Below are 12,480 nucleotides of genomic sequence, written 5' to 3'. Positions count from 1 at the left end.
AGCTACTGTCCCGCGCTAGCGGACTCGATGGACTTCTGCATGTCGGACAAGGCTGCATCAACGGTCTTCTCACCCTTGATGGCAGCGTACGCATTTTCTTGGATGGCCTTCGTGACGGCCGGGTAGAACGGGGTGACAGGACGCGGCACGGCGTTCTCGATGGAGGTCTTCAGCACCGGGAGGTACGGCAGCTTGGCGACAAGTTCCTGGTCGTCGTACAGCGCACTGAGAACCGGAGCGAGTGAACCCTGCGTGGCGTAGAACCTCTGCGTTTCCTCGGTGGTGATGAACTTCAGGAAGTCCACGGCCGTGGCCTTGTTCTTCGAGTAGACACTCACGCCGACGCTGTGCCCGCCGAGCGTCGATGCCCCGGGACCGTCAATGCCGGGCAGAGCCGCTAGGCCGAGGACGTCCTTGACTTTCGACGACCCTTCCGTCGTTGCCAGGCTGTACATGTAGGGCCAGTTGCGGTGGAAGAGCAACTTGCCGTCCTGGAAGGCCTGGCGGCCCTGCTCCTCCTGGAAGGTGATGCCTTCCTTCGGGATGTTGCCGTTGGCATATGCCGTGACGAGGTTGCCGAGGCCAGCCTTGGCTTCGGGGGTGTTCAGGTTCGGCTTGCCGTCCGCATCCAGCACGGACCCCCCGGTCGAGTTGATCGCCTCTGCGGTGTTCACAGTGAGGCCCTCGTACTTGGAATATTGGCCGGCGAAGCAACCGATGTTGTTCTCCTTGGCGATGGAGCACATGCTCATCATCTCGTCCCAAGTCTTGGGTGGCGTGGGGACCAAGTCCTTGCGGTAGTAGAGCATGCCGCCGTCGGAGTCCTTCGGTACCGCGTACAGAGTGCCCTTGTAGGATGCCGCATCCACCGTCGGCTTCAGCATCGCCGAGGTGTCCAGCGCCATCTTGTCCTTGAGCGGCTGGAGCCAGCCCTTAGCGGCGAACTCGGCCGTCCACACCACGTCGACGCTGACGACGTCGTAGTTGGCGTTCTTGGCCTGGAAATTCTGGACCAGGTCATCGTGCTGCTGGTCGGCCTGGTCGGTCTGCTCCTTGAACGTGACTTTCTCGTTCGGGTGGGCAGCATTCCATTTTTCGATCACCGGGCGGACCACGTTGTTGTTGTCCTTGCCCTGGACGTACGTGATGGGACCGCGGCCGTCGAGGCCTTGCTCGGCGTCGGCGCCGGCGGTCGTGCCGCCTCCTCCGCCGCCACAGGCGGAGAGAGTCAAGGCTAGAACGCCTGCTGCGGCGACGGGAAGTAAGAACTTCGGTGTTTTCATACTGGGGGGCTCCTCGCTGAGTACCGGTCAAGAAACGGCGGTGCGTTCGTGTGGTGCCCATCACGATAATCAACACCCGGTGAGGAATGCAAGCGTTTACATGGAACCTTTACAGAAAGGAGACCCTTGTGCCGGAGATTTTTCTGTGGGTGAGCCCGCGCCGATTCACTGGAATCCGGCCACAGGGCGCCTGCAGCATGCCCGAAAAAGATGTTGCCGAAAGCTCACACCGGTCAGCGGACCCGTTCGGCCCGGCCAAACCGTGACCGGGCCCCCGAGGCGAGATGAATGAGCACCAGGGTGCGTTTCCCGAGCGCGACGTCGAGGGCCTCCACAAGGGCGGACACCTCGGCCGCGAGCCGGTGCGGGGCCACGCCATGGCGGGGCTGGATCCTGATTCTCAGGGCCGGTTCGCCGCGGAATTCGTAGGTGGCCACGGTCGTGCCGGCCAGATCCGGACGGTCTGCCAGGGCGGCCCGGAGCGCCTGCTCGGCTACCCCGCTGCCGATCCTGACGTTTCCGGGCACCTCACCGGGGTCCTCTTCGGACAGGAGCGTGTTGGCCCGGCCCTTGCCCTGCTGGGCAACCCAGGCCACCATGGCACCGATCACGAGGAGCAGCATCAGGACCACCACGATCCAGAGCCAGCTCTCCGCGCGGCCGGGGAAGCGCGTGCGCTCGAAGAGCTCCCGCCAGAGGCTCCAGACGCCGGCGGCCCAGCCCTGCCACCAAACGGCGACCGCCGGCACAGTCGCCAGCAGGATGAGCAGCACGCCGATGGCGAGCAGCTTGAAGCCGAGGACGCCGATCAGGATCCGGTTGAGGGTTCTGGGGGTGCCGTTCATGCGCCGACCACCCCCGTCGAGGTGACATTGATCCGGGCTTCCGGCGTCGGGGTCAATCCCATCTCCCGGAGCTCGTCCTGGACGGCCGTGAGCACGGCGCTCCGGCTCAACGGGACACCGGAGGTGGGACGGACGTTGACCTCGACCTGCTGCCGGGACACCGTCACCATCACCTGTTCCTGGCTCACGTTGGCAGCCAGCCGCGCCCGCCGCGCCAGCGCGGAAGCGATCACCTCGTCGTCCACCACGACGGCGGCGCGGCGGTCCAGCAGGACGTGGCGGGCACGGCGTCCGGGCAGCACCGCGTTCAGGAAGAAGAACAGCCCGGCCATGACCAGCACGGCGCCAACGACGCCGAGCAGGAGCGGCGGGACCCCGTCCGGGAGCGCCACAACCTTCTCCGCGGCGGTCTGCGGATCCACGAGCCAGGGCGGCTGGCCGACGGCCCGGACCGCGGTTTCCAGCAGGGCGTAGACGCAAAGGGCAATGACGAGCACGGCGGCGATGATCGAGGCCGTAGCCCTGGAGGAGTGGGTTTCGCGCTTGAGGATCTGTTCCATACCCTCGACGCCCGTCCCGGCAGCTGACGGGTTGCCGGCGGACGGTGCGGCGCTGGGAGCGGGCGGGACGTGGCGTCCGCCGCTGGAATGACGGTCGGTGGCGTGGCTCAATGGACCCGCCCTCCTTCTCTCACGCTGGCGCCGCTGATCCGGATGTCGACCCGGCTCAGCCGGGCACCGCTCAGCTCCGTCACGCGGCGCAGGATGTCGGCCTTGGCGGCCACAGCCCGGTTCCAGACGGAGCCGCCGAAGCCCGCGACGCGTCCGGGCTCCCGAAGGACTACGGCCAGCGGCGGGAGGGTGATGGGTGAGACGAGGGACAGTGCCAGCAGCCCGTCGTCGTCGGACCATTCAGCCCGCACCTCATGCGGCGTGACACCGAGGGCTTCGGCCGCGGCGGCCTGGGCCACGCTCGTGAGCGCCTGCGTGCTGATCCTGGTGTGTCCAGCCATCGCGGCGGCGCGGACCGCCCCAGCTGCCGCGCTCATGAGGAGGAACGCCGGCCTGTGAGGGCGTCAAGCACGCTGCGCAGGTCCAGTTTCCCTTCCGCGGCGCGGCCCAGCAGGGCTCCGATACCCATGAACAGCAGGGCGCCGAGGAAGCCCCATGCGCCGAACTGGAAGGACATGAACGCGACGAAGGCGCCCATCGCGATTCCCACAACCGTCAGATTCACTGGATTGCCTCCCTTGGCGGCCGGGTCTCGGCGGGGGTGCCGGGCTTCGCCGGGCCGGGCACGTAGACGTCGATGATCTCGATGTTCACTTCGATGACCTGCAGTCCGACGAGTTCCTCGACCGCCGCGTACACGGCGGCGCGGATCTGGTCCGCCAGGGCGTGCAGGGGTGTGCCGTACAGCGCCACCAGGTCAATGTCGACGGCGACCTGGGTTTCACCGACTTCGGCGCGGACACCGGCGGCGTGGTCTGAGCTGCCGACGGCGTCGCGGAAGGCGCCGAGCGCGCGGGACGGGCCGGATCCCAGGGAGTACACGCCGGGAACGGAGCGGGCGGCGATGCCCGCGACCTTCGCGACGGCGGTTTCGGAAATGACGGTGCGGCCGGCACCGGGCAGCGGCAGGTCGGTGGCCAACCCGGGCACCGGGGCCGCTGCGGGCTGGGAATTCTGGTATTCCATAAGGCACTCCCCCTTCTCTTTGTGACCACCCTAGTACCTGCCACCGACAACGTGGCCGCTTCCCGGCGGGCCACGAGGTCAAAAGGGGTCCATACACGTCAGCGTGTCGCGGCCAGCCGCCTGTAACTGAGGGACTTGAGCGTCAGGGACCCCTCCGCCGTGACGGCGTTGATGGTCGGCGCCCCCCCGGTCGGGAACACGAGTGACGTCATGGTCTTTTCCCCGCCATTGATGAAAACCTCCACTGAGGAATAGTCGACGAACATTGTCAGCTCGACTTTCCCTTCCCGCGGCGGGCTGACGGTGCGTCGCGATGCCCGGTAGCCAGGGTGGAGTTCGGCCTTGCCGGTGGCGGCGGCATCAGCATCGCGGGAAATGAATGCCGATTCACTTGCGAAGTCATATCCGACCGTCGCGAACGTTCCCTTGTCGCTTCCAAGCTCGATCCTCGCTTCGGATCCGTCCTGGCCGGCCGTCCGTTCAAGCGTCACATCGAGCCTGTAGGCCCCGCCTTCCGGAGCCGGTAGCTGCCCTGCGCCCTCCTGCGTCATTCGACGTTCCCCGACCGTTGCCACCGGTCCTTCAATAGACTTCATGGCTGCGGTGGGGCTGGACACCAGGGTCGGCTTTCCGGTGATTGTTTTCAGCCTGATGTCGCGCACAATGGAGTCGGCACCGCCGTGCCAGTCCTCGGTGGGAAGCTGCCGGGCGTACGTCCAGTTGTTCATCCACCCGACGGCGTGCCGGGAGGACATCCGCTGGCTTTCGGTGAGCCTCGGATCATCCCACGTCACGGCGGCATAAAAGTCGGAGCCGGCGTCGAGCCACTGATGCGCGTCGTCCGTGGCGGTGAAGCGGGTTCCGTCCCAAGAGCCAGTCCAGTAGGCAACGCCCGTGGTGAACCCCTCGTCGCTCCCGTTGGCGCTGGCGGCCAGGACCCAGGTCCGTTTGGATGGATCCCCGTCGAGATCCAGCTGGAAGAGTTCCGGGCATTCCAGGGTGCCCAGACCGGTGCGTTCGATGCCCGAAGAGTAGTGCCAGTCCTTGAGGTCCGTGGAGGTGTACATGCCGATCTTCTCGCCTTCGGCCAGTGCCATCACCCACTGGCCGTGGGCTTCATCGCGGATGATCTTGGGATCCCGCCAGTCCGGTTCGCCGGGGTTTTCCATGATCGGGTTGTTCTCATACTCGGTGAACGAGTATCCGTTGTCGTTGGAATAGAACAGGGATTGCCGCTGGATGCCCTGGTCCTGTTGCGTCATGACCGCGATAACGGCCCCCTTGCCAAAGCCGGCCGAGTTGTCATGGTCCACCACGGCGCTTCCGGTCTCGATGTCGCCCAGCCCGTTTTTGTACTTGGCGATCGCGACCCCTTCGTCTTTCCAGTGCACCAGGTCTGTGCTGGTCAGGTGGTACCACTCGGTGCCGTTTTCCGTCGGATACCCGGCGTTGTAGAGGTAGTAGTAGTGCCACAGCCCGTCCAGCAGGATCGGACGCTGCGGATCATTCATCCAGTTCTTCTGGGGCGTGATGTGATAGCTCGGCCGGAACTCGGATGCCCCGTCGGGCCGGTCGAAAGCTGAAGCCGGGAGCGGCGGCGTCTGCCGCGGCACGCCCAGATCCGAGAGCATGGACGCAACTGCTTCGGAAGACATGCACTCCGGGCGGACGACTTCACCGGTGCCTGCACGAACGACCCGGTCTTCCACGCTGGACCTGATCTCGACGTCATCGCCGATCCGTGCGGCTGCCACCCACCCGTTGGTGCATTCGATGCTCCGCAGATCCGCCACGCCTTCGGTCCGGATCGGATGCGTCAGCTTCTCGAGGGTGCGGTCACCGCCGCTGAGCCAATAGGAGCCGTAACGGCCCTGGGATTCCATGGCTTCGGCCTGCGCGTCGGCGATGCCCAGAAGGGCCTGCTCGACCTGGCCGCGGGCAGCCGGACGGGAACCCGTCGTCGTCGGGACCAACGCCACCGCGACGAGAACCGCCGCGGCCGCGGCCGCCACACCAATCCAGATCGTGCGGGGGCTCAGCGCATTGATTAGCCAGGCTGGCGGTCGCTTGCGTCGAAGTTGCTTCAACTTTTTCAGCACCTGCGGGCGGACAAGGTCTCTCACAATTCAACATTCCTGGTTCTGGTGGTGACGTGACGCCGTTGGGGCCGGTTCCACCTTGGTGGGCCAGCACAGGCATCCGCACACACGGTGGATGGAGGCGCCCGGATTCCCGGGCGCCTCCTCCCTGTTACTGCCTCATTGATGCGCTACTTGTAGAGGCCGTTCCCGCCAACTTTGACGTTGGTGGGCAGGTAACCGAACGGGCCGAGGCCGTCCTGGCCGAAGGTGCGGTCAACGGCTGAAACACCGTCGCGGAAGTTGATCTTCACGGTGGGCGAGAGGGAGCCGCCGCGGACGCCGTTGACGTTGTCGATGAACGACTGCACCAGGCCGCCGGGCTGCACGTAGTGCGAGTAGGCCTGGAACTGCCGGCCGTTCTGGTTGGGGGTGGGCCGTTCCGGGGATTCTGACGGCAGGTTGAGGTCGGTCGGTGAGGCCAGCGCCAGGCCGCTGTTGTTCATCGGCTGGTAGTCGGAACGGACCCCGTCCCCTACGAAGCCGTAGACACCGTCCGGGCCGCGCATGCCGGCCGCATAGGTGAACTGGTGGCTGATCGTGAACAGGTAGTACTTGTTCTTGCCGCCCTCGTTCTGGATGAAGATCTGCGGACGCTCGGTCTGGTCATTGACGCAGTTCGCCGACAGCACCGGCGGCAGGAAGGACCACTTGGTGAGGTCCTTGTTGTCCGCCACGGCCAGGCCCACATTGGCGGTCTGGAAGTAGGCGCCGCTGCTGTTGACGTCGTTCAGGGCCTCGGCATTGGGGTCACCGGGCTGATAGCCCAGGTCCTCCTGCTTGCACTCGTATTGTCCGCGGGTTCCGCCGGTGTTGCCTTCGAAGACCATGAAGGTCTTGCCGGGGTGCGCCGGGTCCGCAAACGTGTACGGGTCGCGGAAGGCGAAGCCCGGGTTCTGGGCCTTGGTCTGGTACATCGTGCCATCCGGTTCCAGCAGCTTGGTGTGCTGGAAGCCGTCGAAGGTGACCCCGTTCTGGTCGGCGTGGATCTTGCCCAGGGCCTTCGCGATGGCTGCGTCCGGGGCGATCCCGCCGCCGCCGGTGTTGCGCTCGGCCACATCGTAGAACGTGGTGGCCGTGTAGAACACGTTGACCTGGTTGCCCTGCATCAGGCGGGTGGAACCGGACCATTCAGTGTTGCCGATCGAGGCCCCGTCGGCGAAGACGTGGCCTCCGTAGTTCCACTTGTCCTTGGCCGGGTCGGCGTTGGTCTTGCGGAAGAAGTAGCCGATCCGGGCATTCCAGTGACGCTGGTCGAAGCCGTAGCCGGCGTTGCGGTCAGCGACCAGGGAGAACACGACGTCCCAGCCCTTGTAGCTGATCTGGTTCGCGTTCTCGTCGGTGAGGGACCAGGTATCCCAGACCCAGACGTCCTCATTCATGGTGGGGAAGTCTTCCGGGATTTCCGGCATGGTGACGTTCGGGTTCATGGAGTTCTCACCAGGGGCGACCGTGGGGTCACTCTGCGCCATGATCTGCTTGGCGTCGGCCCGGGTCCACTTGGACGTGAAGTCCGACGCCGGATCGTACGCCTGCTGGCTGTGCTTGGTCGGCAGCGGGAAGCCGGGAGTCGGCTCCGGCATCTGCGCCGCCGGCGGATCCGCAGGCTCGTTGGCCTGCGCCGCGGGAGCGGCCAGAAACGCTGAGGCCACGAAGGCGGCTACCAGTACTGCGGAGGCCCGGCGCCACCGCAGCATCTGGGGTGTATGGGGGTGCTTGTGCATTCTTGCTTCTCTCGCGGAGTTGAGACCAGTCGTGGAAGTCGGGCTTGTGCCCTCATTTCCCGAACTCCGACAGTCCCGACAACACCGCAGGCGTCATCGAGGACGCCATCGTGTCGAGGGACGGGGCCTGGGTAGGGCCCCGTCTGGCGATTCGGAAAGGACTCCTTTCCTGTGCCGGTTACTACGCTATGCAAGCCGAAGCCTGCTTACCAAACCGTGATTCTAGGCCCGAAGAACCGTGTTTGACGCCACCAGTGCAAGCGCTTACATTGCACAATCCGCGCGCGTGCCACAGGAAATTTTCCGCGTCAAATGCCGCATCGATAGTGTGAAATGTCACCCTCGGGCGACGCGCAATTCACCGTATCCCGGCCCCCGGGATTCATCCGTGGGGCCGGTCACCAGCGCCGCCTGATACGTTGCCCGGCCGTCCGGCGGGGCATCGGCTGCTCCGCAACGGCCGTTATGAAGCCCCAAAAGGGCCGATACGGAGCACTCGACGGGGATGTCAGGGGAACAGCAGGCCGAGAAAACCGGGACGTCGGTGGCATCGACGCTGCCGCCGATCCCTGGGCGGGCTCCTTCGCCGCCCGGCGGCCGGACCAGGGTCCCGTCCCCCAGCGCCCCGTGCCCTGCGCGAAACAGGTCAACGCACTCCCACATATGGTGCCCTGCCAGTCTGTGGCGGCCGTATCCGCGGAGGCGTCGTCGCCAATGAACAGCGGGCCGATGCAGTCCCAGCGGCGGAGGTCGACGGACTAGTACAGGAAGGCCGTGCCGCCGCGGCCGCGGGCGCCGGACCCACTCACAGGCCCATCGACTGCTCCGCAACGGCCCTTTTGCCCCGCGAGAAGGGCAGTTGCGGAGCAGTCGATGGGGGTTAAAGAAGAAAAGCACCAGTTCCGAAGAACTGATGCTTCCCAGTGGTGGCTCCGACCGGCGTCGATCCGGTGACCTTTCGATTTTCAGTCGAACGCTCTACCAACTGAGCTACAGAGCCTAGGTGACATGTCACCATGAGAGCCGGAATTTCTTCTGGCAATCAGAGCGACCCTGACGGGACTTGAACCCGCGACCTCCGCCGTGACAGGGCGGCGCGCTAACCAACTGCGCTACAGGGCCTTGCTATTTTCTTGCTTCTCTGCAGTATCGCTACTGCAATTTTTCAAGGCCTTTAGCCTACCAGACTTTCACATCCGGTTAGACCAGTTCCTTGCGTACCCCCAACGGGATTCGAACCCGTGCCGCCGCCGTGAAAGGGCGGTGTCCTAGGCCGCTAGACGATGGGGGCCAGGACGCCATTCGGATAAACACGATATAAACAAGGGCAAAAATTAAGGGCCGAAGCCTGTCGTTTTTGTCCTTTCGGGTTGCTCCGAACTGGACTATAAAACTATAAGGGCAGACCCCCGGATTATCCAAAATCGTCGGTCGCAGCGCTCCGGGGCGCTCAGTCCCGCCGGCCCGACTCCTGCTGCGCCCGCTCCACGTCACCGGCCGACCCCAGGTCGCCCTTGGCCCGCAGTCCCGCGATGACGCCGTCCACATCGGCAGCCGGCCGGTTCTGGCTCAGCTTCCGCTTCGCCTCCACCCTCGTGATAACAAGTTCGACGCCGACAATCGCCCGGAGCTGCCCGGCGACGTAGCGCGCGGGTGCATCGTCCACGGTCCAGGGCTTTGCGGACGACGCTTCGTGCAGTGTGGTCAGCCGCCGGACCAGATCTTCCACCCAGACCGGGTCGTCGTGGATGACCAGCCGGCCGTACACGTGCGCCGTGGTGTAGTTCCATGTGGGCACCACCCGGCCGTGTTCGGCCTTGGACGGGTACCACGACGGGGAGATGTACGCATCGTGGCGCTGGATGATGACCAGGGATTCGCCCAGCGCCGGCAAGAGCCACTGGTCGTTGTTCCGGGCGAGGTGGCCCAGCAGAGCCCCGTGGTCGCCGGCCTCCGGGTCATAGACGAACGGCAGCAGCGTCGCGAGCAGTCCGCGCTCCGTTGAGGTCACCAGGTTGGCTGCGCCCGGATCCGAGAGCAGTTCACTGATGGCGTCCTGGTCGGCGGCGAAGTGCGAGGGGACGTACATGGCGGCTTCCTTTGTCGAATGGTGATGTGTCGTGCGGGACGGCTGGTCAGCTCAGACTACGAGCATGACAGCCAGGGTGACCATAACCAGGGTGATGCCGCCGTCGAGCACGCGCCAGCTGCCCGGCCGGGCGAACACCGGCGCGAGGAACCGGGCGCCGGCGCCGAGGGCCGCGAACCACGCGATGCTCCCCAGACCGGCACCGCCGGCAAACCACCAGCGCCCGTCCGGGCCGTGGGTGCCGGCCAGGGACCCCAGCAGCAGCACCGTGTCCAGGTAGACGTGGGGGTTCAGCCAGGTCAGCGCAAGGCAGGTCCCCAGCGCGGCCGCCCACGTTCCCGGCTGCCCGGCCACCGGCTGGGACGCCTGCGTTCCGCGGATGGCCCGCACGGCAGCCATGCCGCCGTAGGCCAGGAGGAAGGCGGCTCCGGCCCAGCGCACGACGTCGAGAACGCCGGGCGCCTGCTCGATGAGGACGCCCACCCCGGCCACGCCCAGCACGATCAGCAGGACGTCGGAGAGGGCGCACACGGCAACAACCAGCAGCACGTGCGAGCGCTGGACGCCCTGGCGAAGCACGAAGGCGTTCTGCGCACCGATCGCGACGATAAGGGACAGCCCGCTTGCCAGGCCCGAAAGGAGAGAGAGGATCACGGGTTCCACGCTAGAGGGCGTTGGAACATGAAGCCAGTTAATAATTCTTGGCCAATATAAGATGAGCTAATGATTGACATCCATCCGGACCAGGCCCGGACCCTCGCGGCCATCGTGGCCCACGGAAGCTTCGAGGCCGCCGCCAGCCACCTGCGCGTCACGGCGTCGGCGGTGAGCCAGCGCGTCCGCGCCCTCGAAGTGGCCGTCGGCCGGCCGGTGCTGAAACGGACCCGCCCCGTCGAACTCACCTCCTCCGGTCAGGCGGTGGTGCGCTTCGCCCGGCAGCTGGACATGCTCTCCGCCGATCTGGCCGAAGAGCTGCACCCCGGCGCGCAGCCCGCCAGCGTCCGGCTGACCCTGGTCATCAACAGCGATTCCCTGCACACCTGGGCGCTGCCCGGGCTGGCGGCCGTGGCGGACAGGGTCCAGTTGGAGATTCTGCGCGAGGACCAGGATTACTCGCTGGAGCTCCTCCGCAGCGGCGCCGCAGCCGCTGCCATCACCACCACGGCCAAGGCGGCGCCGGGCTGTTCCTCGCGGCGCCTGGGCGTCATGCGCTACCTGCCGGTCTGCACGCCGGACTTCGCCGCCCGGTGGTTCCCCGCGGGGGCAGCGCCGGAAACGCTCACCGCCGCTACGGTCATCATCTTCGACCGCAAGGACGACCTGCAGGACCGGTACCTGCGGTCGGTGAGCCGCCAGGCACTCCAGCCGCCCCGGCACTATGTCCCGGCGGCCCACGAGTTCGGCGAAGCGATCCGCTGGGGGATGGGCTGGGGGCTGCTCCCCGAGATCGAGGTGTCGGAGGAACTGAGGCGCGGCACGCTGGTCTCCCTGGACCCCGCCGCGCACGTCGACGTGCCGCTCCACTGGCAGCAGTGGCGGCACGGATCGGCGGCCCTCGAGGAGGTCGCAGCGGCAATCCAGGCCGCCGCCCGCCCCCTCCGGTGAGACAGACCATGCCGCGGCGTCCCGGTTGGCAGGAACTCGACTAGACATGGCCGATTTCCGCCAGCCCCGGGGCCGCCGCGCGGACTAGATTGGCAGCATGGCCACCACCGCCCAGACAGGCTCCCCCCAGCCGGACAGCACGCACCAGGACGGCACCCACGAAGTGCCGCCGCGCGCTCCCGCCCCCGCTCCCCCGTCCAAGACCCTGCAGCCGGGCCAGATCAGCCGGCTGGGCATCGCCGCCGTCGTGGTCACCGTGGTGCTGTGGGCGTCCGCCTTTGTCGGCATCCGGGCCGTGGGACCGAGCTTCTCCCCCGGTTCCCTGACCCTGGGCCGGCTGGCGATTGCCGCCGTCGTGCTGGGCCTGGTGGTGCTGCCGCAGCTTCTGAAGACCCGCAACCTCCCCCGGGGCCGCGAATGGTGGCCCATCCTGGCCTACGGCGTTATGTGGTTCGGCGGCTACAACGTGGCGCTGAACGCGGCGGAGCACCTCCTCGACGCCGGCACGGCCGCCCTGCTCATCAACGTCAACCCGATCCTGGTCGCCATCATGGCCGGCGTGATCCTCAAGGAGGGCTTCCCGCGCTGGCTGATCATCGGCAGCCTCGTCGCATTCGGCGGGGTCGCGGTAATCGCCCTGGGTTCCGGCCAGCGGTCGACGGCGGACGTCGCCGGGGTGCTGCTGTGCCTGCTGGCGGCGGCCCTCGCCGCGGTGAGTGTGATCGTGCAGAAGCCGGTGCTGCGGAAGTTCCCCGCCGCCCAGGCCACTTGGTTCGGCATCATGGTCGGCGCCATCTGCTGCCTGCCCTTCAGCGGCCAGCTGATCTCCGAACTGCAGGCGGCCCCGCTGCCGGCCACCCTGGGCCTCGTCTACCTCGGCGTTTTCCCCACCGCGATCGCCTTCACCACCTGGGCCTATGCCCTGTCGCTGATCGACGCCGGCCGGCTCGCCGCCACCACCTATCTGGTGCCCGGCACCACAATCCTGATCTCCTGGCTGGTGCTCGGCGAGATCCCCACGATCTGGGGCCTGGTCGGCGGCGCGATCTGCCTCGTGGGCGTGGGTCTGACGCGGCGCCGGTCCCGCTGATTCGGCGCT

Annotated in this window: 12 protein-coding genes and 3 tRNA genes; 2 read left to right on the top strand and 13 right to left on the bottom strand. The window is 66.6% G+C overall.

What is annotated here, in order from left to right; translation table 11 throughout:
- Positions 1-2: 2 nt before the first annotated feature.
- From J2W14_RS09660 to J2W14_RS09600, 13 genes are all read right to left on the bottom strand, one after another.
- Positions 3-1,283, bottom strand: coding sequence for an ABC transporter substrate-binding protein (locus J2W14_RS09660; RefSeq protein WP_307461678.1), 1,281 nt, complete (start codon positions 1,281-1,283; stop codon positions 3-5).
- A gap of 233 nt (positions 1,284-1,516) precedes the next feature.
- Positions 1,517-2,128: a hypothetical protein gene (locus J2W14_RS09655; RefSeq protein ID WP_307461677.1), complete on the bottom strand. Its 612-nt coding sequence runs from the start codon at positions 2,126-2,128 to the stop codon at positions 1,517-1,519.
- Positions 2,125-2,688, bottom strand: coding sequence for a DUF6286 domain-containing protein (locus J2W14_RS09650; protein WP_307462357.1), 564 nt, complete (start codon positions 2,686-2,688; stop codon positions 2,125-2,127). The genes J2W14_RS09655 and J2W14_RS09650 overlap by 4 nt, the downstream gene beginning before the upstream one ends.
- 107 nt (positions 2,689-2,795) lie before the next feature.
- Positions 2,796-3,176: a hypothetical protein gene (locus tag J2W14_RS09645; RefSeq protein WP_307461675.1), complete on the bottom strand. Its 381-nt coding sequence runs from the start codon at positions 3,174-3,176 to the stop codon at positions 2,796-2,798.
- Positions 3,173-3,364 (bottom strand): hypothetical protein, encoded by a 192-nt coding sequence (locus J2W14_RS09640; protein WP_307461673.1) that lies wholly within the window; start codon positions 3,362-3,364, stop codon positions 3,173-3,175. Before J2W14_RS09640 ends, J2W14_RS09645 begins: the two co-directional genes overlap by 4 nt.
- Positions 3,361-3,825 (bottom strand): Asp23/Gls24 family envelope stress response protein, encoded by a 465-nt coding sequence (locus tag J2W14_RS09635; protein WP_307461670.1) that lies wholly within the window; start codon positions 3,823-3,825, stop codon positions 3,361-3,363. Before J2W14_RS09635 ends, J2W14_RS09640 begins: the two co-directional genes overlap by 4 nt.
- 98 nt (positions 3,826-3,923) lie before the next feature.
- Positions 3,924-5,948 (bottom strand): glycoside hydrolase family 32 protein, encoded by a 2,025-nt coding sequence (locus J2W14_RS09630; protein ID WP_307461668.1) that lies wholly within the window; start codon positions 5,946-5,948, stop codon positions 3,924-3,926.
- A gap of 146 nt (positions 5,949-6,094) precedes the next feature.
- Positions 6,095-7,687 carry a glycoside hydrolase family 68 protein gene (locus tag J2W14_RS09625; RefSeq protein WP_307461665.1) on the bottom strand — a complete coding sequence of 531 codons (1,593 nt, stop codon included), beginning with the start codon at positions 7,685-7,687 and terminating at the stop codon, positions 6,095-6,097.
- A gap of 924 nt (positions 7,688-8,611) precedes the next feature.
- Positions 8,612-8,687: transfer RNA gene (locus J2W14_RS09620), tRNA-Phe, on the bottom strand.
- A 48-nt stretch (positions 8,688-8,735) separates the two neighbouring features.
- Positions 8,736-8,809: transfer RNA gene (locus J2W14_RS09615), tRNA-Asp, on the bottom strand.
- Between the two features lie 96 nt (positions 8,810-8,905).
- Positions 8,906-8,978, bottom strand: a tRNA-Glu gene (locus tag J2W14_RS09610).
- A 159-nt stretch (positions 8,979-9,137) separates the two neighbouring features.
- Positions 9,138-9,776 carry an FMN-binding negative transcriptional regulator gene (locus J2W14_RS09605; protein ID WP_307461662.1) on the bottom strand — a complete coding sequence of 213 codons (639 nt, stop codon included), beginning with the start codon at positions 9,774-9,776 and terminating at the stop codon, positions 9,138-9,140.
- Positions 9,777-9,827: 51 nt separating this feature from the next.
- Complete coding sequence (locus tag J2W14_RS09600) at positions 9,828-10,430, bottom strand: LysE/ArgO family amino acid transporter (RefSeq protein WP_307461660.1); 603 nt, start codon at positions 10,428-10,430, stop codon at positions 9,828-9,830.
- Between the two features lie 69 nt (positions 10,431-10,499).
- Between J2W14_RS09600 and J2W14_RS09595 the strand changes: the two genes are divergently transcribed.
- Together J2W14_RS09595 and J2W14_RS09590 are read left to right on the top strand one after the other, a co-directional pair.
- Positions 10,500-11,381 carry an ArgP/LysG family DNA-binding transcriptional regulator gene (locus tag J2W14_RS09595; protein ID WP_307461658.1) on the top strand — a complete coding sequence of 294 codons (882 nt, stop codon included), beginning with the start codon at positions 10,500-10,502 and terminating at the stop codon, positions 11,379-11,381.
- A 97-nt stretch (positions 11,382-11,478) separates the two neighbouring features.
- The gene (locus tag J2W14_RS09590) at positions 11,479-12,471 is read left to right on the top strand and encodes a DMT family transporter (protein WP_307461657.1); all 993 of its coding nucleotides are present in this window, start codon (positions 11,479-11,481) and stop codon (positions 12,469-12,471) included.
- The last annotated feature ends 9 nt before the right edge of the window (positions 12,472-12,480 follow it).

The organism is Pseudarthrobacter oxydans (assembly GCF_030812335.1).
Classification (GTDB): Bacteria; Actinomycetota; Actinomycetes; order Actinomycetales; family Micrococcaceae; genus Arthrobacter; species Arthrobacter oxydans_B.
This window is presented reverse-complemented; position numbering and strand designations above follow the sequence as displayed.

Excerpts from the sequence above, each read along its gene's own strand:
- J2W14_RS09660 (WP_307461678.1), bottom strand. The coding sequence starts at position 1,283 with ATGAAAACACCGAAGTTCTTACTTCCCGTCGCCGCAGCAGGCGTTCTA.
- J2W14_RS09655 (WP_307461677.1), bottom strand. The coding sequence starts at position 2,128 with ATGAACGGCACCCCCAGAACCCTCAACCGGATCCTGATCGGCGTCCTC.
- J2W14_RS09650 (WP_307462357.1), bottom strand. The coding sequence starts at position 2,688 with ATGGAACAGATCCTCAAGCGCGAAACCCACTCCTCCAGGGCTACGGCC.
- J2W14_RS09645 (WP_307461675.1), bottom strand. The coding sequence starts at position 3,176 with ATGAGCGCGGCAGCTGGGGCGGTCCGCGCCGCCGCGATGGCTGGACAC.
- J2W14_RS09635 (WP_307461670.1), bottom strand. The coding sequence starts at position 3,825 with ATGGAATACCAGAATTCCCAGCCCGCAGCGGCCCCGGTGCCCGGGTTG.
- J2W14_RS09625 (WP_307461665.1), bottom strand. The coding sequence starts at position 7,687 with ATGCACAAGCACCCCCATACACCCCAGATGCTGCGGTGGCGCCGGGCC.
- J2W14_RS09605 (WP_307461662.1), bottom strand. The coding sequence starts at position 9,776 with ATGTACGTCCCCTCGCACTTCGCCGCCGACCAGGACGCCATCAGTGAA.
- J2W14_RS09595 (WP_307461658.1), top strand. The coding sequence starts at position 10,500 with ATGATTGACATCCATCCGGACCAGGCCCGGACCCTCGCGGCCATCGTG.
- J2W14_RS09590 (WP_307461657.1), top strand. The coding sequence starts at position 11,479 with ATGGCCACCACCGCCCAGACAGGCTCCCCCCAGCCGGACAGCACGCAC.